This window comes from Flavobacterium sp. FPG59 (assembly GCF_002150205.1).
Lineage (GTDB): Bacteria > Bacteroidota > Bacteroidia > Flavobacteriales > Flavobacteriaceae > Flavobacterium.
On sequence record NZ_MTCA01000054.1, the window covers coordinates 1 to 17,792 of the forward strand.

A 17,792-nucleotide genomic window follows, 5' to 3' on the forward strand; every position below is an offset into this window, starting at 1 on the left:
GAATGAAACTCTAGTTTTGGTCTACAAATTGCACTGATGTTTTAGTGAATATTTCAAAATTTAGCGTTCTATTTCACTAAAAAAACTATTTTTGGAAATTAAAACGATTTGACTTTAATGAAGACTCATAAAAACTCCATATTTCTCACAATTCTTTTACTCCTTTTTTTTACAAACGGTATAGCACAGTCACCAAATCTTCATCCTAAAAATGAGTTTAGAGCTGTATGGATAGCAACTGTTGTAAATATTGACTGGCCTAAAAAAGGTACCGATAGTGTAAGCAAACAAAAAGCAGATTATTTAGAACTACTTGATACATATAAAAAACTAAATTACAATGCTGTCATTGTGCAAATAAGAAGTGTGGGCGATGCATTTTATCCAACACAACTTGCGCCATGGTCACGTTTTTTAACAGGAAAAGAGGGAAAAGCTCCAGATCCTTACTACGATGCACTTCAATGGATGATTACAGAAGCTCACACTAGAGGTTTTGAATTTCATGCGTGGTTAAATCCGTACAGAGCAACTATGGATTACAACACCCAAATTTTAAGTTCTGAGCACGATTATTTTAAACACCCTGAATGGATGATCAAATATGGTGGTAAAATCTATTATAATCCTGCTTTGCCAGAAGTACAAGCACATTTATTGAATGTGGTAAATGAAGTAGTAACAAATTACGATATTGATGCCATCCATTTTGATGATTATTTTTACCCGTACCGCATTCCGGGAGAAGAATTTAATGATAGTGCATCCTTTAAGTCATATGGAAACGGTATGAAACTAGAAGATTGGAGGCGCTCTAACGTGAACACTTTTGTAAAAGATGTAGCTGTTGCTATCAAGAAAAATAAGCCTTGGGTTCAATTTGGCATAAGTCCTTTTGGAGTATGGCGCAACAAATCAGTTGATCCAAAAGGTTCTGATACCGAAGCAGGACAAACCAATTATGATGATTTATTTGCCGATCCACTGGCTTGGATGGATCAAAAATGGATTGATTACATTATTCCTCAATTGTATTGGAGCATTGATCATCCTAAAGCATCGTATGCAAAACTGTTACGCTGGTGGTCTGAAAATTCTAATAATACAGCCATTTACATCGGAAATAGCAGTTATAAAGTCAACGCAGATTCTGATAAAAAGTGGAACAATCCAAATGAAATTCCCAACCAAATTGATTTAACCAGAACCTATAAAAACGTGCAAGGAAATGCTTTTTTTAGCGCCAAGTCATTTGTAAATAAAAATCAAAGTGTTACAACTCTACTAGCACAAAACCAATATAAATACCCAGCCTTACCTACTGTAGTTCCTGCCGCGATTAAGAAAAATGAAGTTATACCAGTAATTCAAGCAGCTTTTAGCAATGAAATTGCATCGGGATTTCAAATTGTATATCCAACGGGCTCCAAAATGCGTTATGCAATACTTTACGGCTCTTCGGCCAAAGCTAAAATCGATGTTACTGATGCAAGTCACATTATTGATAAAGTAGCTTTAATTGAAAATTTAGAAACGCTCCAAATATTTGTTCCAACATATAAATTACATAAAAACAAAACCTGCGCAGTCACTTTTATTGACTATTATGGAAATGAAAGCGATCCAACATTTATAAACGTAGCAGAACACTAATTTTCTAAGATTTATGGCAACAGATAATAGACCTTGGTACTGGATACCGCTTTTAAACTTTGCATCTGGATTTCCTTATGTAATTATTATTTCCGTTTCTGTATTGATGTACAAAAACCTTGGTATTAGCAATGAGGACATTGGCTTTTACACAAGTTTACTCTATTTACCATGGGTAATTAAACCATTGTGGAGCCCATTTATAGACTTGCATGGAACCAAAAGAAAATGGTTTTTAAGCATGCAATTGTTTATCTCCATTGCTTTCTTACTTGTTGGTTTTATTATCCCTACAAGCCAATTTTTCTTACTTAGTCTTTCTATATTTTGGGTAGCGGCATTTGCATCGGCGTCTAATGATGTGGCAAGTGATGGTTTTTACATGCTAGCATTGAGCAAAGATCAACAGTCTTTTTTCCTAGGAATTAGAAGCACTTTTTACAGAGCTTCTATGCTTACAGGAAATGGATTGATTATTTTGCTTGCAGGTTATCTAGAGCAACACTACGCTAATACACAAAAAGCATGGTCTTACACAATGATTTTCGTAGGACTGGTAATGGTTTTCTTGACCGTTTACAATTATTTTGCTACTCCTAAAAAAGAATTGTCCAATGAAACTAGTGTCACAGAGCAAAAGAATTTCAGCACTGTTTTTGCTAGTTTTTTTAAAAAGAAACAAATCGGTTTAATTCTGGCTTTTATTTTGCTTTTTAGGCTGGGAGAATCTCAACTTCTTAAAATGCTGACTCCTTTTTTAGTAGATAAAAAAACAGTAGGTGGACTTGAATTATCTACCGAAAATGTAGGACTTATTTACGGGACTTTTGGGTTAATTGCGCTAACTATTGGCGGTATTTTAGGCGGTATTGCTATTTCAAAAAAAGGATTGGGCTATTGTATGCTACCTATGATTTTGATCATGCATTTGCCTATTATTGGATTTGTATTATTAGCTCATTTTCAACCTACTACACTAATTAACCTTTATTTAGACTTGAATCTTTTTACTATCGATTGGTCCTTTAATCCTTATATCACTGCCGTGGTTATTATTGAACAATTAGGGTATGGAATAGGTTTTGCAGCGTTTATGATGTATTTAATTTATGTTGCTGAGGGAGAATCAAAAACTTCACATTATTCTATAGCAACCGGATTTATGGCTTTAGGAATGATGCTTCCAGGGATGTTAAGTGGTTATATCCAAGAATATCTCGGGTATGGCAATTTCTTTATTTGGGTGTTTTTGGCAACCATTCCAGGAATCATTTTGTCTAGATATTTAATTTTCCCAAAGGATTTTGGAAAAAAATTAGAAACAGAGAAAACAAACTAGCTTTCATTTAACATATAAGTCATATAAGTTCCTTTAAGTATCTAAGACGCTCTTAAAATGACTGTTTGCATACAATCCGTTTTATGTAATTATTCATTCTGTTTAATTTACTTACATGACTTATATGTTTAGAATTAGCGACATATTCCTTTCACAATGACATTAGAACAAAAAGTAGGTCAATTTTTCTTTCCAGCTGTTTTTATAAATGACAGTGAAGAGCACATTCAAGAAATGGAGTCTCTTATTAAAAAATACAACATTGGTGGACTGACTTTTTTTCACAGTCGTGCTAGTGCTGCAACAAATTACGAATCGAATAAAAAAATAGAATTCAATGATGATAGCGCCATTCGATTACAAGAATTGATTTTACGCTATCAAAAATGCGCCTCTACTCCATTATTAATGAGCATTGATGCCGAATGGGGATTGGCCATGCGCGTAGAAAAAACTCCTCAATATCCGTATGCCATTACGCTTGGCGCTTTGCCAGATAGCGAAATTGATTTGGTTTATCAAGTTGGAAAACAAATAGGATTAGATTTAAAATCAGTTGGTATACATTACAATTTAGCGCCACTTGCTGATGTAAATAACAATCCTAACAATCCTGTGATTGGATATAGATCTTTTGGCGAAGACAAAAAAAAAGTAGCTGATTTTGCTGTTGCTTATTTACAAGGATTAAATGACGCCGGAGTTTTAGGCTGTCTTAAACATTTTCCAGGTCACGGAAATACTAGCGTAGATTCTCATTTAGGATTACCGGTACTGCAAGAATCACGAGAAGAATTGATGGAAAATGAATTAGTACCTTTTATAGAAGGAATTAAAAATAACGTCGATTCTATAATGATTGGCCATTTAGCAGTGCCGTCTTGGAACGAAAACCAAAATACTTCTGCTACTTTATCAAAAAACATAATCGAAACACTTTTGCGGAAGCAATTAGGATATAAAGGTCTCGTAATATCTGATGCCTTAAACATGCACAGTGTTTCTAAATTATATGAGAAAAAAGGACAACTAGAATGGGAAGCTTTTCACGCTGGAAATGATGTATTGTGTTTTGCTGAAAACGTAGCCGAAGGAATAGATAAAATTGTAAAAAATGCATCTCTTGAAAGAATCAATGCCAGTTTTGAGCGCATCATGCAGTGTAAAGAAAAAGTTGGAATTCTTGATATTGACAATCAAATAGATACCTATAAAAAAATCGATTTTGATTTTAAAAAAACATCCGACTTAAATTCTAAAATTGCCCAAGAGAGCGTAACTACTTTAATAGATTCGGACAATACAAATTTCATTTTCGAGTCGCAAAAAAGAAACAATTTAGCCAAGGTTAGTTTTTATAAAGAGGCTAATAATTATTTTTTCGACACTTTAGAATCCGAATTGCCGACTTCAAATTTCTATTATACCACTAACAGTAATGATTTAGAAGTTTTAAAAAGTCAATTGGATGCATTTGAAACGGTTTTGGTCGCCCTTTTTGTACCTAAAGCAAAACCTTTACATAATTTTGAAATCGAAGATTCGGTTTTACATTTTTTAAGTGAATTGCTCCAAAATAAAAACTGTTTTGTGTACACTTTTGGAAATCCTTATGCTTTACAAATTATACCCAACTTAAAAAAAGCAAAATGTTTAGTACACACCTACCAAGATTTTAAAGAATTTCAGGAAATTACTGCTGAGCAGCTTTTGAATAATGACAAGAGTAAAGGTACACTTCCCGTAAAAATTAACATGTTATAAATTTAAATTTCATGTCATAAGAAATCCTTATCAATCAATAAACATTTATAATCATTGAGCGTTTTATTTATTACAAAGTATGACTAATTTTGCACCATCAAAAAAACAACAATTTAAAAGTAAAAAAATGTCATTAGTAGGTAAAAAATTTCCAAGTATTGCAGTAGACGCCATCTCAGAAATGGGTGATAATTTAAAAATAAATATTTTTGAAGAAGCTACAAACAACAACAAAAAAGTATTGTTGTTTTGGTATCCAAAAGATTTTACTTTTGTTTGTCCAACTGAATTACACGCTTTTCAAGCAGCATTACCTGAATTTGAAAAAAGAAATACAATTGTAATTGGTGCATCTTGCGATACTAACGAAGTGCATTTTGCATGGTTGAACACACCAAAAAACAATGGTGGTATTGAAGGTGTAACTTATCCAATTCTTGCTGATACTAACAGAAACCTTTCTAACATTTTAGGTATTTTAGATATAGAGTCTACTGGTTACAGCGAAGAAACTGATTCTATCATTATTGAAGGATCAAATGTTACTTACAGAGCTACTTATTTAATTGACGAGACTGGTAAAATTTTCCACGAAAGTGTTAACGATATGCCACTTGGCCGTAACGTAAACGAATACTTACGTATGGTAGATGCTTACACTCACATACAAGAAAAAGGTGAAGTATGTCCTGCAAACTGGGAAGCTGGTAAAGAAGCAATGAGTGCTGATAGAATTAGTACTGCTGAATACTTGAGTTTAAACTAATATCAATACAATATCAATTGCAATTTCGAATTTCATTTAAAAAAATTGAAATTTGGAATTGCAATTGTATTTTAAATAAAAAAATATGTTAATCGAATTAACCGATGATACGCTTAAAGATTTAATTGCAAAAGACGAAAAAGTAGTAGTTCAATTTTCTGCTTCTTGGTGTGGAAACTGTCGTATCATGAAACCAAAGTTTAAGAAATTAGCTTCGGAAAATGAAACGATAACTTTCGCTCTTGTTGATGCTGAAAATTTTCCAGAATCAAGAAAACTAGCCAACGTGAGTAATTTACCAACATTTGCAACATTTGTAAACGGACAATTGGTAAACGAAACTCAGACCAATAAAGCCGAAGTTTTAAACGAATTGGTAAACGAAATAGTGTAATGATTTTTTTGTTTAAATTTTAAAATTTCCGTGCATTATCTATAAGTCTAATGCCTATGTAATTTAGAATATTATACTTTAAAATCAGACACTTAAAATTTATAAAAAATGAAACTACCCGTTATAAAACATTTAACTCAATTTATTGAAGAAAATGACGAAGACTTTTTAATTGAAACCATTGATGTTCTTGAATCTATGACTGAGATTTCGTCCCTAAAAGATGAAGAGCTAGATGTTATAGGAGAATTAATTTCAAATATGTATGGAGCCTTAGAAGTCCACAAACTTGTTAAAAATGGCACTGATAAAAAAGAAGCTTTAAACTCCTTCATGAAACGAGTTTTAGGTTCTATTGATAAATAATCAATACTACAATAAGAATATAACGCACACTTTTTAGGGTGCGTTTTTTTTGGTTAAACCAAAAAAAATACAAGCTTAAATATAAAAAAAACATCAATTTTAGAACTGTCGATGCATCATTATTCTTAAATAAATTTCATACTTTTGAACTTCATAAAAAAACACAAAACATGGCTACAATAACATTAGGAGGAAATCCAATACACACTTCGGGCGAATTACCAACTATAGGAAGTAAAATTACTGATTTTAAATTAGTTAAAACTGATTTATCAGTTGCATCATTACAAGATTTTGCAGGTAAAAAATTAGTTTTAAACATTTTTCCAAGTATCGATACTGGTACTTGTGCAGCATCTGTTAGAAAATTTAACGAAAGCGCTAGTGCCCTTGAAAACACAACTGTATTATGTATTTCAAGAGATTTACCATTTGCACAAAAACGTTTTTGTGGTGCTGAAGGATTAGAGAACGTAGTAAATTTATCTGATTTTACCGAAGGTAGTTTTGGTAAAACAAACGGTTTAGAAATTACTGATGGTCCACTTGCTGGATTACATTCTAGAGTAATCATTGTTGTTGATGAAAATGGTGTTATTACACACACGGAACAAGTAGCTGAAATAGCTGACGAACCTAATTACGAAGCCGCTTTAAACGTGCTTTAATACCTTATAAATGGAGTTCAAAAAAGACAATACTTTTTTTAGAGGACGATTAAAAAGTTTTCGTTTTGCTTTTAACGGCGCAACCAAATTAATACGAACAGAACACAGCATTATGGTACAATGTTTCCTTGGAATCATTGTTACCATTGCTGGTTTTTATTTTGGTATTTCAAAAACGGAATGGTTAATACAAACCCTAGCTATAGGTATGGTAATAAGCATAGAAGGGTTAAATACTGCGGTAGAAAAGATTGCTGATTTTATACATCCTAATTTTCATGAAAAAATTGGGTTTATCAAAGATATTGCTGCTGGTGCTGTTTTCTTTGCCGCAATCACAGCATTTGTTATTGGGCTAATTATTTACATCCCGTTTCTTTTCTAGGTAATTTATAAATACATCAATGGCAAAAACAGTAAAAGCACCTATCAATAAAAAGAAGGAAACTACTTCTACGAGCACCCAAAAAATCCAAATCTCAAAACAACAGAAAATAGTTTTTGGCACCATGCTAGTACTATTCTCTGTGGCTTTGTTATTGGCCTTTATTTCATTTTTCATTTACGGACAGCAAGATCAAAGTGCAGTTCAAGAATTAACTAATAGAGAAGAACTTGTTCAAAACTGGCTAGGTAAATTTGGAGCATTATTAGCAGACACTTTTGTTTATAAAGGTTTTGGTGTAGCTTCATTTATTTTTGTTCGTTTATTTTTCTTATCAGGTTTGTATCTTATTGTGGGAATTCCCGTTAAGAGATTGAAAAATATTTGGTTTTGGGACTTATTTGCAATTATTATTCTTTCAATTCTATTTGGTTTTTTTGCCACTTCACTACCAGAATTAGGAGGTATTATTGGTTATGAACTCAATTTATTTCTACAAGATTATTTGGGTAAAACAGGAACCTTGCTGACCTTAATTTTCGGATTAGTGATTTATATCATTTTCAAAATGAAACTTTCGCCAGAAACCATTCAATCCTTTTTTGATAGATCCAAAGAGAATACAATAGAATCTGTAAATGCTTCAACAAAAAATGAATCCAATAGCAATTACAACTTGGAGGAATTTGCTGTTGACGAAGAAGAAAAAGATGATATTCATTTAAAAACGAATGGAAATCAGTTTGAAATAAATAAAGAAGCCTTAAAACCTACAATTAGTCATGCTTCTGACATTGTTAGAGATCCTGTAACAAAACCACTCTCAATGGTTGTTGCGCCTCAAAGGGAACCTGAAATCATTAAAAATACCGAAGATACTTTTGTGATTGAAAAAGCAGCTGAAGAGGATATTATTGAAGAAAATTTGGCTTCAAGACTAGTAGCTGATTTTGGGTTATTTGACCCTACTCTTGATCTATCAAATTATAAATTTCCTGTAATTGATTTACTAAAAGAATATTCAACAGGAGGAATTACAATTAACCAAGCAGAACTGGAAGAAAATAAAAACAGAATTGTAGATACCTTGCGCAATTACAAAATAGAAATTGCACAAATAAAAGCTACCGTAGGTCCATCGGTTACATTATATGAAATTGTACCTGAGGCCGGAATTAGAATTTCAAAAATTAAAAGTCTTGAAGATGATATCGCCTTGTCTTTATCCGCTTTAGGAATACGTATTATTGCTCCTATCCCAGGAAAAGGAACTATTGGTATTGAAGTACCAAATAAGAATCCTACTATGGTTTCTATGAAAAGTGTCATTGGCTCAGCCAAATTTCAAGAGGCCGAAATGGAATTGCCTATCGCACTAGGAAAAACTATTTCTAATGAAACTTTTGTTGTGGATTTAGCCAAAATGCCGCACTTGTTGATGGCAGGTGCTACTGGACAAGGAAAATCAGTTGGGTTAAATGCGGTTTTAACATCATTATTGTACAAAAAACATCCAGCTGAAGTAAAATTTGTATTGGTTGATCCAAAAAAAGTAGAACTTACTCTTTTTAATAAAATAGAAAGACATTATTTAGCAAAACTCCCTGACATGGATGATGCTATTATTACAGATAATGCTAAAGTTGTAAACACATTAAACTCTCTTTGTGTAGAAATGGACAATCGTTATTCCTTATTGAAGGATGCGATGGTACGAAATATCAAAGAATATAACGATAAGTTCAAGGCTAGAAAATTGAATCCAGAAAATGGACACCGTTTTTTACCCTACATTGTTCTTGTAGTAGATGAGTTTGCTGATTTGATTATGACGGCAGGAAAAGAAGTTGAAGTCCCTATTGCACGACTGGCTCAATTAGCCCGAGCTATTGGTATACATTTAATTATTGCAACTCAGCGTCCATCTGTGAATGTAATTACGGGTTTAATAAAAGCCAATTTTCCTGCGAGAATTGCATTTAGAGTAACTTCAAAAATTGATTCAAGAACAATTCTGGATACACAAGGAGCTGATCAGTTGATTGGACGTGGAGACATGTTATACACAAATGGTAACGATGTAGTTCGTGTACAATGTGCATTTATTGACACGCCAGAAGTTGAAAAAATAACAGAATTTATTGGAGCTCAAAAAGCCTATGCTACTGCTTATTTGCTACCAGAGTTCATTGGAGAAGAAAGTGGCATTAATCTTGATGTAGATATTTCTGAAAGAGATACGCTTTTCAGGGAAGCTGCTGAGATTATTGTTAATGCACAACAAGGATCAGCTTCACTACTCCAACGAAAATTAAAATTAGGATACAACAGAGCCGGTAGACTTATTGATCAATTAGAAGCTGCTGGTATAGTTGGACCATTTGAAGGAAGTAAAGCAAGAAGCGTAAACATACTTGATATGAGTTCTCTAGATCAATTTTTCAACAATGAACAAAATAATTAAAACATGAAATTAAACGCTTTGAAAACAAAAAAGATTGAGATGAAAACTTTTAGTTCAAAAATTATTACATTTAGTATGCTTTTTTTGCTTGCTTTTTCAGTGAATGCTCAGGATAAAAAAGCCAAAGATTTACTGGATCAAGTTACTGCTAAAGTTAAAAGCTACAATAATATTGCTATTGATTTTAAATATTCATTAAATAATGCAAAAGAAAACATCAACCAAGATAGTAAAGGAAATGTAACAATGAAAGGGAATCAATACGTTCTAAATTTCATGGGAGTAACTAAAATATTTGACGGAAAAAAAACATACACTATTGTCCCAGAGGACGAAGAAATTACTATTTCAACTGTTAATGAAAAAGATGATAATGCCATCACTCCGTCAAAAATGTTGACTTTTTTTAATTCAGGTTACAAATACACAATGGATATTGTTCAAAATGTTAAGGGTAGAAAAATTCAATATATAAAATTGGTGCCTGTAAGTACAAAAGATCAAAGAAAAGAAGTTTTATTGGGTATTGATATTCAAACAAAACACATCTATAATCTTATTGAAATAGGTAAAAAAGGAACAAAAACCACATTAACCGTTAATTCTTTTAAAACCAATCAACCTTTGTCAAAAAATCAATTTACATTTGCGGCAAGTAAATATCCAAATTACTACATCAACAAATTAGATTAATGAACTAGGTGAAGATTCTTGACAAATACTTATTAAAAACGTTCCTGACTACATTTACTACGGTATTTGTAATCTTATTTTTTATTTTCATTTTACAAACCGTTTGGTTATTTATATCAGAATTAGCAGGTAAAGATTTAGACCTAGTAATGGTTATTAAATTTTTAGCCTTTGCCATGCCGCGTATAGTTCCGCTAGTATTACCATTATCTATTTTACTAGCATCCATAATGACTTTTGGGAATCTTGCTGAAAATTATGAATTTGCAGCCATGAAATCCTCTGGAATATCACTACAAAGAGCCATGAGAATGCTAACAATTTTTATCATATTGTTGAGCATCATGGCTTTCTTTTTTGCCAACAATGTTATTCCATATGCTGAATATAAGTTTATTAATTTCCGTAAAAATATTGCTCAAGTAAAACCAGCGCTTGCTATTGCTGAAGGACAATTTAATGACGTAGGGTTTTACAACATTAAAGTCAACAAAAAGTCAGGAAAAGAAGGCAATGATCTTACTGGCATCACCATTCACAAAAAATCTAATATTGGTGATGGAAGTAAAACTGTAATAAAAGCCAAAAACGGTTCGTTGATTAGTAGCGAAGAATCTAGTATTTTGCAGTTAGTTTTAAACGATGGGTATTATTATGAAGATATTGTACCAAAGAAATACGAAGACAGAAGCAAGATGCCTTTTGCTAAAAGCTCATTCAAAAAACAAATAATCAACATTGATTTATCTGAATTAAATAAAACTGACGTCAACGATGCATCGGTAACCAATACCAATACGATGTTGACCATCAATGAATTATCATACACCCTTGATTCTTTGAATAAAAATATCAAAACAGAAGTTAAAAATTTTACAGATAACCCAACTGCAAGAATAAATTATCCTGCTCCAAAAATTTTCCCAAAAACAAAAGTCAAAAAAGAGTTACCTACTGATATTTTGAGTTTGTATACCAATCAGCAAAAATCAGATATTTTAAAAATAGCAAGTAGCAACATTACCAACACCTCCTACTCTATTGAAACAATTAGAAGTGAAATTTTAAACAAACAAAAAAACATCAACAAACACCTAATTGCATTTTACGATAAATTTGTAATTGTTTTTGCTTGTTTTTTAATGTTTTTTATTGGTGCACCCCTTGGAGCAATAATTAGAAAAGGTGGTCTTGGATTGCCAATTGTTTTTGCTGTTCTTATTTTTATAACCTACCACTTCATCAATACTTTTGGAAAAAGACTTGCACAAGAAGATGGAATGACTCCTTTTTTAGGAGCTTGGCTATCCTCTATTATACTAACACCTTTTGCTATATTACTAACCTATCGAGCCACAAACGATATTGGACTTATTAATATGGATGCCATTCTTTTGCCTATTCAAAAGTTATTAAAAAAATTATTCCCAACAACACAAAACTAACATACACAATGAGCTCAAATACAATACAACTTAACACTATTGAAGAAGCAATAGAAGACATTAGACAAGGTAAAGTAATCATAGTTGTTGATGATGAAGATCGTGAAAACGAAGGTGATTTTTTGGCCGCAGCCGAAATGGTAACACCCGAAATGATTAACTTTATGGCTACACACGGTCGTGGATTAATATGTGCGCCATTGACAGAAAACCGTTGTAAAGAATTAGGACTTCATGTAATGGTAAGTAATAATACAGATCCTATGGAAACTGCATTTACTGTTTCGGTAGATTTAAGAGGAAATGGAGTTACTACTGGAATATCAGCGTCTGATAGAGCTAAAACAATTCTTTCATTAGTAGATCAAAATACAAAACCACATGACTTAGCTAGACCTGGGCATATTTTTCCGCTTATAGCAAAACAAGGTGGTGTATTAAGAAGAACAGGTCATACTGAGGCTGCCATTGATTTTGCAAGACTTGCTGGCTTTAAACCTGCCGGTGTTATTGTAGAAATAATGAATGAAGATGGAACCATGGCTCGTCTTCCACAATTAGTAGAAGTTGCTAAGAAATTCAATTTAAAATTAGTCTCAATTGAAGCCCTAGTAGCGTATAGAATGCAACATGATAGTTTGATTGTAAAAAAAGAAGATTTCAATATAGAAACTCGTTTTGGTACTTTTAGACTAAGAGCTTACCAACAAACAACAAACAAGCAAATTCATATTGCCTTAACAAAAGGAACTTGGAACTTAGGGGATTCCATACTCACTCGAATTAACTCATCACTTGTGAATAATGATTTATTAGGTACATTAACCAATAATGCCGACCAACAATTAGACGACATGTTTAAGGTAATTAATGAAGAAGGAAAAGGGGCATTAATTTTCATAAATCAAGACATACAATCATTAAACTTCTTAAATAGATTGAGTGAATTAAAAGTTTTACAACAAAATGGAACTCTAAAAGCACCAAAAATTATTATAGATAGCAAAGATTTTGGTATCGGTGCTCAAATACTACATGACATTGACATTTCAAAAATAAGATTAGTAACTAATACCGAAGGCACAAAACGCGTTGGAATGATTGGTTATGGATTAGAAATAACAGAATACGTAAGGTATTAGTTTGTTTTGAAAAAAAAGTAAAAAATAAATTTATTTGTAACCATAAGATTATGAATATTTTATAAAATAATTCGAAATTATCTTTATTTTTTTTCAAAAATACTCTTGCATAACCCAAAAAGAGCCTTACATTTGCAGTCGAAATCATCTAATGAGATCGGAATACTGGAGAAATGGCAGAGCGGTCGAATGCGGCAGTCTTGAAAACTGTTGACTGTAACAGGTCCGGGGGTTCGAATCCCTCTTTCTCCGCCAGTAGAAGTTTCAAAAGAAACTTTAAATATCAAAACCCTTTAAATACTAGTATTTAAAGGGTTTTTTCTTTTTTACAATATGTCAAAAAACACATATTAGAGCAAAGCGTGGTACACTTTTTAGTACACTTTTATTTTTTTGATTTTTGCGTCAAAAAAAAGTGTACTAAATTGAAAGAATTCCCCGGGAATTCCCTGTAAACAAAGGTGTCTTTCGAAATTTTTAAATCAATTTGAGTATTAATTTAAAAACTAGAAAACATGTTAAAAGTAATTTTTTACCTTAAATCTGAAAAAGCAGATAAAAACGGAGAATGCTCCATATTTGCGCGCATTACCTACAAAACCAACAGAGTTTCTCTCAGCACAGGAAAAACTATTTCCAAAGAAAGATGGATTTACACCAATAACCTCAGGAATCTGCTGCGACTCGAAAAAGAAAAGATCCTTAAAAATTATCTTGAATTATACCGCCTTAATGTCGAGAAAAAATTTAACCACCTTTTCAACATTGATCCCGAGGTATCTTTAGAAATGCTTAAAGCCGAACTTACCGGAAAATCTAAAATCCAAACAAGTAAAACAACAATCAATGAAGTTATGCAACGGCATAACAAATTCTTCAAAAGAAAAGTGGACGCAGGTGAAAGGTCAGCTGCATCTCTTCAGAAGTACAAACGAAGTGGTGAGCTTTTGACCGCATTTATGAAAAAACATTATACTGTAGAAGATATGCCGGTCAGCGAAATTTCAAATTCGTTCGTTTATAATCTTGAAGAATACTTAAAGTACGAGAGTTCATTTAAGGGGCAGGTCGGAATAAAAAACAACTCTGTGGTTAAATATATGAAAATGTACAAAACAGCCTGCAACTATTGCATACGGATGGATTTGTTTGTCCGCAATCCCTTTGATGCCTACGACGGAAAATTAAGCGTAAAGGACGCGGTATTTCTAACCCAGCAGGAACTTAAACTTATTGAAGAAAAGCCAATCTTTATGGAGCGCCTACAGAAAGTCAGGGACATATTTCTTTTTTGCTGCTACACAGGATACGCACCGGTGGATGCTTTGAACCTGACCCCTGCAAATCTCTTCGAAGACAATGACGGTAACCTTTGGATAATGACAAACAGGACAAAAACTGCGATTAGGGAAAATGTACCCGTGCTTCCTCCTGCCATGGCTGTGATCAAAAAATATAAAAATAAACAGATAGGGCTGCTTCCGCAGATTTCAAATCAAAAGATGAATGCTTACTTAAAGGAGATTGCGGATATATGCGAGATCAATAAACATCTGACTTGGTATGTTTCAAGACATACCTTTGCTACTACTGTCACTCTAGGAAATGGCGTGCGTCTGGAACATGTCTCAGCAATGATGGGTCATACAAATATTAAGCAGACACAGCACTATGCTAAAGTTTTAGATGTTAATATAATGGAAGATATGGAGAAACTGAAACTAAAGTACAAGTGAAATTCGTTAAAAAAAAAGGCTCCAAATTTGGAGCCTTTACTTTGACATTGTTGTGACTGAATACACTTTTGTTAGCCATTATTTTCGTCAAGAATTTTATCTATTTTTGATGCATCGTACAGAAATATATCCCCCAGTTTAGTAAATGGGAGTATTCCTGTCTGTCTGTATTTTATAATAGTATTGCTAGACAATCCAAATATCTTTTTTAAATCTTCATTTCTGTAATATACAGGTATCACGCCTTTACCCTGTCCGCTGATTTTTGAATCAATTGTTTCCAGCCTCACCAGTACAGGCTCTATTATCTGTTTTACTCTCATTACAAAAGAGAGTTTTCTTTCTTTTTTTGTCATCACTAAATATTTAAATTTTGACACTAAACTATTTTTACAATCTCTTACCAGCTCTGAAGTCTTCTTTTTCTTTCCTCCATTCTTGTAATGAATTCTTCTAAAAATGTAATCTGTTTCCCTTTATACGTATAACCTTTACATTCGGAGAACTGTCTGCTGATCGACTTAATTTTCGACTGTCCCCCATCATCGCCGGCATATGTGAAATTATTTTCGAGGAAAAGCTGAAACTTACTTCTATTATTTTTTTCATCTGCATTATCAAAAAACAAAAGACCTTCATCCATTAAGATATAAAAGAGCTGGGCAAAGTCAATTTTACTGTAACAGGATTTACATTTTTCTTTTGAAAAAACAGATTGCACTTTGTTGTCCATGTCAGTTTCGCTGACTAGATTTTCTAATAATCGTAACCTTTCATCAAATTTCAATATAACATTAAAGAACTCTATTTGCTTACCCCTTTTCATTGCTTCTAAAATTTAGTCATCATTCTTTAAATATGAACTATATTGTTTATTTGTATTCCTTGTCAGGGCATACAAAGAATTTCGACACTAATGCCAAATAGCATTGATGTAATTAAGACACCAATCTCATTACAGTAGTAAAGCGAATTTAAAAAGTAAAAGTATATCTCAGCTTTTTATTGTTTTCAAAGGAATATAATGACTTTATTTGGCATTGTTAGAAAATATAAAACATTGGCAATTCCTATTTCTTCAGGTGCTTTTCTTCAAATTCCTCAGTAAGTGATATGATTTTTTGGGATAAAACGGCAAATTCTGCGGTCTTTTTTTCCAGTTTGTACAGATATGCCAAAGCTTTCTTTTCGGAAAATTTTTGATATAAAATCTTTACCACCTGATTGTAATTTACCCCGACCGCTCTAAACTGGCTATAGAAAGAAGTCAGGCGCATATAATAATCCATTGTTGCTTTATCAATCTTGACTGTTTTTATGCCTTTTTGAAAAACACACGCTCTAATAAAGTGCGCCTTTACATGCATTCCTGATGTTTCAAAAAGAGTAAGGAAGCGTGCATTTTCTTCATCATTAAGGCTGATAGAATAGCGGTGGACTGCTGGATCTATTTTGGCAGGTCTGCCTCCTTTATTCCGATTCTTTTTTTCTTCATTTTCCATGATTAATCGTATTACTTAAAACCAATATATCTGATAATCGGCAATTAAACTCCAATTTGGAAGTGTTTGGAAGAACTTGGACGCATTTGGCTTATTTCTACCTAACCCAGTCTAAACCTTTAACATTGGTAATCCGCTGTCAAATAAAGCCATCATAGGACAATTCAAAAGAGCAGGCCGTTTTCAGGATTAATTTTCTGAAAACATGAAATTATGCTCTACAAAGAAACAGTTACCGAGGAGATGTGGGAACTTCTCCAAAGGCTTATGAAAGATGAAAATTTGAAAGACCACATATTAGTCGGCGGTACGGCACTTGCCTTACGATTAGGACACCGCTTATCGGTAGACATAGATCTTTTTACAACAAAAGATTTTGATCCGCAGATGATGCTAAATTATCTGCATGACACTTACGGTGCAAATAAAGAAGAAAGCAGACTTTACAACAACACAGTTCTTACCTTCATTGATAATATAAAAGTCGATGTTGTTACACACAATTACCCTATTCTGAATTCTGTGGAAACAACGGAAGGAGTCCGCATGATTTCCAATGAAGACATTGGAGCAATGAAACTTCATGCAATCCATCAGAGCGGTACCAGATACAAGGATTTTGTCGACATGTACTTTATGCTTGAGCAAGAACCTCTAAAATTTTATCTGCAAGCCTATCAGAGGAAATATGACAAAGATCCCTACTGGGCTATCATAGGTCTAAATACCTATGACAAGATTACCACATTTGAAGGTGTAGACATTGTAAAAGAAAAAGAGCAGAATTGGAAAAATATTAAAAAGCGACTGGAACTGGCAGTAAAAAATCCTTTATACAAATTTAAACCAGAAAGCCAGGATTTACCAATTAACCCCAATAAAAAGAGAGGTTTTCGCAGGTAATTCAGCAGAAATTGCTTATCTTTGATACTAACCATTATTCAAAAAACAATGGAGAAATCAACTAAAATCATACCCAATCTTCACCCTAAATTCTTTTGGGATTTTAGATTCGATAATATTGATTGGGACGGGGGATATAAAATGGTTATTGCCCGTATTGTGGAGCGTGGTGGTCAAGATCAAATTGACGAAATCCTGCGTTTTTATGGTCGTGAAAAAGTGATTAAAGCAGTCCGTGACGAGATTTCCTTTCTGCCCAACTATGCGATTGAAGATGCCCTTAAATTCTTTCCAGAACTCAAAAAGGAAGAAATGTACTGCTACCTCAACCGTAAGGACAAACCATACCACTGGATTTAGTTTCAGTGTTAAACCATCGGAAATAAATATTCAAACCCTACCTTTCACTATAATTTATCAGTCTATTCGATTATCTATGCAAAACAATAACAAACAGAAAATTTATACAGGAAATTTCATCTCAACATTTAGAGCAATAATACTTATCCTATTTTTTATTTTCGTCTGCGTATATTTTATAAAAGGCATTTTAGCAGGGAGCTCTGCAGGCT

General features: G+C 32.9%; 18 protein-coding genes and 1 tRNA gene. 16 read left to right on the forward strand and 3 right to left on the reverse strand.

The features are described 5' to 3' along the window. Positions 1 to 117: 117 nt before the first annotated feature. The 14 genes from FPG59_RS07165 (at position 118) to FPG59_RS07230 (ending at position 14,815) form a co-directional block, all read left to right on the forward strand. Complete coding sequence (locus FPG59_RS07165) at positions 118 to 1,653, forward strand: glycoside hydrolase family 10 protein (protein WP_086453941.1); 1,536 nt, start codon at positions 118 to 120, stop codon at positions 1,651 to 1,653. A gap of 13 nt (positions 1,654 to 1,666) precedes the next feature. Further along, positions 1,667 to 2,992 carry an MFS transporter gene (locus tag FPG59_RS07170; protein ID WP_086453942.1) on the forward strand — a complete coding sequence of 442 codons (1,326 nt, stop codon included), beginning with the start codon at positions 1,667 to 1,669 and terminating at the stop codon, positions 2,990 to 2,992. A 156-nt stretch (positions 2,993 to 3,148) separates the two neighbouring features. Then, entirely contained in the window at positions 3,149 to 4,756 is a 1,608-nt protein-coding gene (locus tag FPG59_RS07175; protein WP_086453943.1) for a glycoside hydrolase family 3 protein, read from the forward strand. A 127-nt stretch (positions 4,757 to 4,883) separates the two neighbouring features. Then, entirely contained in the window at positions 4,884 to 5,522 is a 639-nt protein-coding gene (locus FPG59_RS07180) for a peroxiredoxin (RefSeq protein ID WP_086453956.1), read from the forward strand. 85 nt (positions 5,523 to 5,607) lie between these two features. Continuing rightward, on the forward strand, positions 5,608 to 5,916 hold the full coding sequence (locus FPG59_RS07185) for a co-chaperone YbbN (protein ID WP_086453944.1): 309 nt from the start codon (positions 5,608 to 5,610) through the stop codon (positions 5,914 to 5,916). A gap of 108 nt (positions 5,917 to 6,024) precedes the next feature. Beyond that, a complete protein-coding gene (locus tag FPG59_RS07190) occupies positions 6,025 to 6,282 on the forward strand; it encodes a hypothetical protein (RefSeq protein ID WP_086453945.1) in 258 nt (85 codons plus the stop codon). A gap of 170 nt (positions 6,283 to 6,452) precedes the next feature. Further along, complete coding sequence (gene tpx, locus FPG59_RS07195; RefSeq protein ID WP_086453957.1) at positions 6,453 to 6,950, forward strand: thiol peroxidase; 498 nt, start codon at positions 6,453 to 6,455, stop codon at positions 6,948 to 6,950. Positions 6,951 to 6,960: 10 nt separating this feature from the next. Beyond that, the gene (locus tag FPG59_RS07200) at positions 6,961 to 7,335 is read left to right on the forward strand and encodes a diacylglycerol kinase family protein (RefSeq protein ID WP_086453946.1); all 375 of its coding nucleotides are present in this window, start codon (positions 6,961 to 6,963) and stop codon (positions 7,333 to 7,335) included. 19 nt (positions 7,336 to 7,354) lie between these two features. Then, positions 7,355 to 9,799, forward strand: coding sequence for a DNA translocase FtsK (locus tag FPG59_RS07205; RefSeq protein ID WP_086453947.1), 2,445 nt, complete (start codon positions 7,355 to 7,357; stop codon positions 9,797 to 9,799). 39 nt (positions 9,800 to 9,838) lie between these two features. After that, positions 9,839 to 10,492 (forward strand): outer membrane lipoprotein carrier protein LolA, encoded by a 654-nt coding sequence (locus FPG59_RS07210; RefSeq protein ID WP_086453958.1) that lies wholly within the window; start codon positions 9,839 to 9,841, stop codon positions 10,490 to 10,492. Between the two features lie 8 nt (positions 10,493 to 10,500). After that, positions 10,501 to 11,937, forward strand: a complete 1,437-nt coding sequence (locus tag FPG59_RS07215; protein ID WP_086453948.1) for an LptF/LptG family permease — start codon at positions 10,501 to 10,503, stop codon at positions 11,935 to 11,937. Positions 11,938 to 11,945: 8 nt separating this feature from the next. Next, positions 11,946 to 13,079: a 3,4-dihydroxy-2-butanone-4-phosphate synthase gene (gene ribB, locus FPG59_RS07220; protein WP_086453949.1), complete on the forward strand. Its 1,134-nt coding sequence runs from the start codon at positions 11,946 to 11,948 to the stop codon at positions 13,077 to 13,079. A 167-nt stretch (positions 13,080 to 13,246) separates the two neighbouring features. Then, positions 13,247 to 13,334: transfer RNA gene (locus FPG59_RS07225), tRNA-Ser, on the forward strand. A gap of 260 nt (positions 13,335 to 13,594) precedes the next feature. Continuing rightward, a complete protein-coding gene (locus tag FPG59_RS07230) occupies positions 13,595 to 14,815 on the forward strand; it encodes a site-specific integrase (protein WP_086453950.1) in 1,221 nt (406 codons plus the stop codon). A gap of 71 nt (positions 14,816 to 14,886) precedes the next feature. On the opposite strand, the gene FPG59_RS07235 is transcribed toward FPG59_RS07230, so the two are convergent. The 3 genes from FPG59_RS07235 to mobA form a co-directional block, all read right to left on the reverse strand. Then, positions 14,887 to 15,171, reverse strand: coding sequence for a helix-turn-helix domain-containing protein (locus tag FPG59_RS07235; RefSeq protein WP_086453951.1), 285 nt, complete (start codon positions 15,169 to 15,171; stop codon positions 14,887 to 14,889). A gap of 44 nt (positions 15,172 to 15,215) precedes the next feature. Further along, positions 15,216 to 15,641 (reverse strand): hypothetical protein, encoded by a 426-nt coding sequence (locus tag FPG59_RS07240; RefSeq protein ID WP_086453952.1) that lies wholly within the window; start codon positions 15,639 to 15,641, stop codon positions 15,216 to 15,218. Positions 15,642 to 15,885: 244 nt separating this feature from the next. Continuing rightward, positions 15,886 to 16,317, reverse strand: a complete 432-nt coding sequence (mobA, locus tag FPG59_RS07245; RefSeq protein ID WP_086453953.1) for a conjugal transfer protein MobA — start codon at positions 16,315 to 16,317, stop codon at positions 15,886 to 15,888. A 213-nt stretch (positions 16,318 to 16,530) separates the two neighbouring features. On the opposite strand from mobA, the gene FPG59_RS07250 reads away from it, so the two are divergent. Together FPG59_RS07250 and FPG59_RS07255 are read left to right on the forward strand one after the other, a co-directional pair. Beyond that, positions 16,531 to 17,220, forward strand: a complete 690-nt coding sequence (locus tag FPG59_RS07250) for a nucleotidyl transferase AbiEii/AbiGii toxin family protein (protein ID WP_086453954.1) — start codon at positions 16,531 to 16,533, stop codon at positions 17,218 to 17,220. Positions 17,221 to 17,241: 21 nt separating this feature from the next. After that, the gene (locus tag FPG59_RS07255; protein WP_254906664.1) at positions 17,242 to 17,580 is read left to right on the forward strand and encodes a hypothetical protein; all 339 of its coding nucleotides are present in this window, start codon (positions 17,242 to 17,244) and stop codon (positions 17,578 to 17,580) included. The last annotated feature ends 212 nt before the right edge of the window (positions 17,581 to 17,792 follow it).

Excerpts from the sequence above, each read along its gene's own strand:
- FPG59_RS07250 (WP_086453954.1), top strand. The coding sequence starts at position 16,531 with ATGCTCTACAAAGAAACAGTTACCGAGGAGATGTGGGAACTTCTCCAA.
- FPG59_RS07210 (WP_086453958.1), top strand. The coding sequence starts at position 9,839 with ATGAAAACTTTTAGTTCAAAAATTATTACATTTAGTATGCTTTTTTTG.
- FPG59_RS07185 (WP_086453944.1), top strand. The coding sequence starts at position 5,608 with ATGTTAATCGAATTAACCGATGATACGCTTAAAGATTTAATTGCAAAA.
- FPG59_RS07230 (WP_086453950.1), top strand. The coding sequence starts at position 13,595 with ATGTTAAAAGTAATTTTTTACCTTAAATCTGAAAAAGCAGATAAAAAC.
- FPG59_RS07205 (WP_086453947.1), top strand. The coding sequence starts at position 7,355 with ATGGCAAAAACAGTAAAAGCACCTATCAATAAAAAGAAGGAAACTACT.
- FPG59_RS07190 (WP_086453945.1), top strand. The coding sequence starts at position 6,025 with ATGAAACTACCCGTTATAAAACATTTAACTCAATTTATTGAAGAAAAT.
- mobA (WP_086453953.1), bottom strand. The coding sequence starts at position 16,317 with ATGGAAAATGAAGAAAAAAAGAATCGGAATAAAGGAGGCAGACCTGCC.
- FPG59_RS07165 (WP_086453941.1), top strand. The coding sequence starts at position 118 with ATGAAGACTCATAAAAACTCCATATTTCTCACAATTCTTTTACTCCTT.
- FPG59_RS07200 (WP_086453946.1), top strand. The coding sequence starts at position 6,961 with ATGGAGTTCAAAAAAGACAATACTTTTTTTAGAGGACGATTAAAAAGT.
- FPG59_RS07170 (WP_086453942.1), top strand. The coding sequence starts at position 1,667 with ATGGCAACAGATAATAGACCTTGGTACTGGATACCGCTTTTAAACTTT.
- FPG59_RS07175 (WP_086453943.1), top strand. The coding sequence starts at position 3,149 with ATGACATTAGAACAAAAAGTAGGTCAATTTTTCTTTCCAGCTGTTTTT.
- ribB (WP_086453949.1), top strand. The coding sequence starts at position 11,946 with ATGAGCTCAAATACAATACAACTTAACACTATTGAAGAAGCAATAGAA.
- FPG59_RS07180 (WP_086453956.1), top strand. The coding sequence starts at position 4,884 with ATGTCATTAGTAGGTAAAAAATTTCCAAGTATTGCAGTAGACGCCATC.
- FPG59_RS07240 (WP_086453952.1), bottom strand. The coding sequence starts at position 15,641 with ATGAAAAGGGGTAAGCAAATAGAGTTCTTTAATGTTATATTGAAATTT.
- FPG59_RS07235 (WP_086453951.1), bottom strand. The coding sequence starts at position 15,171 with ATGACAAAAAAAGAAAGAAAACTCTCTTTTGTAATGAGAGTAAAACAG.
- tpx (WP_086453957.1), top strand. The coding sequence starts at position 6,453 with ATGGCTACAATAACATTAGGAGGAAATCCAATACACACTTCGGGCGAA.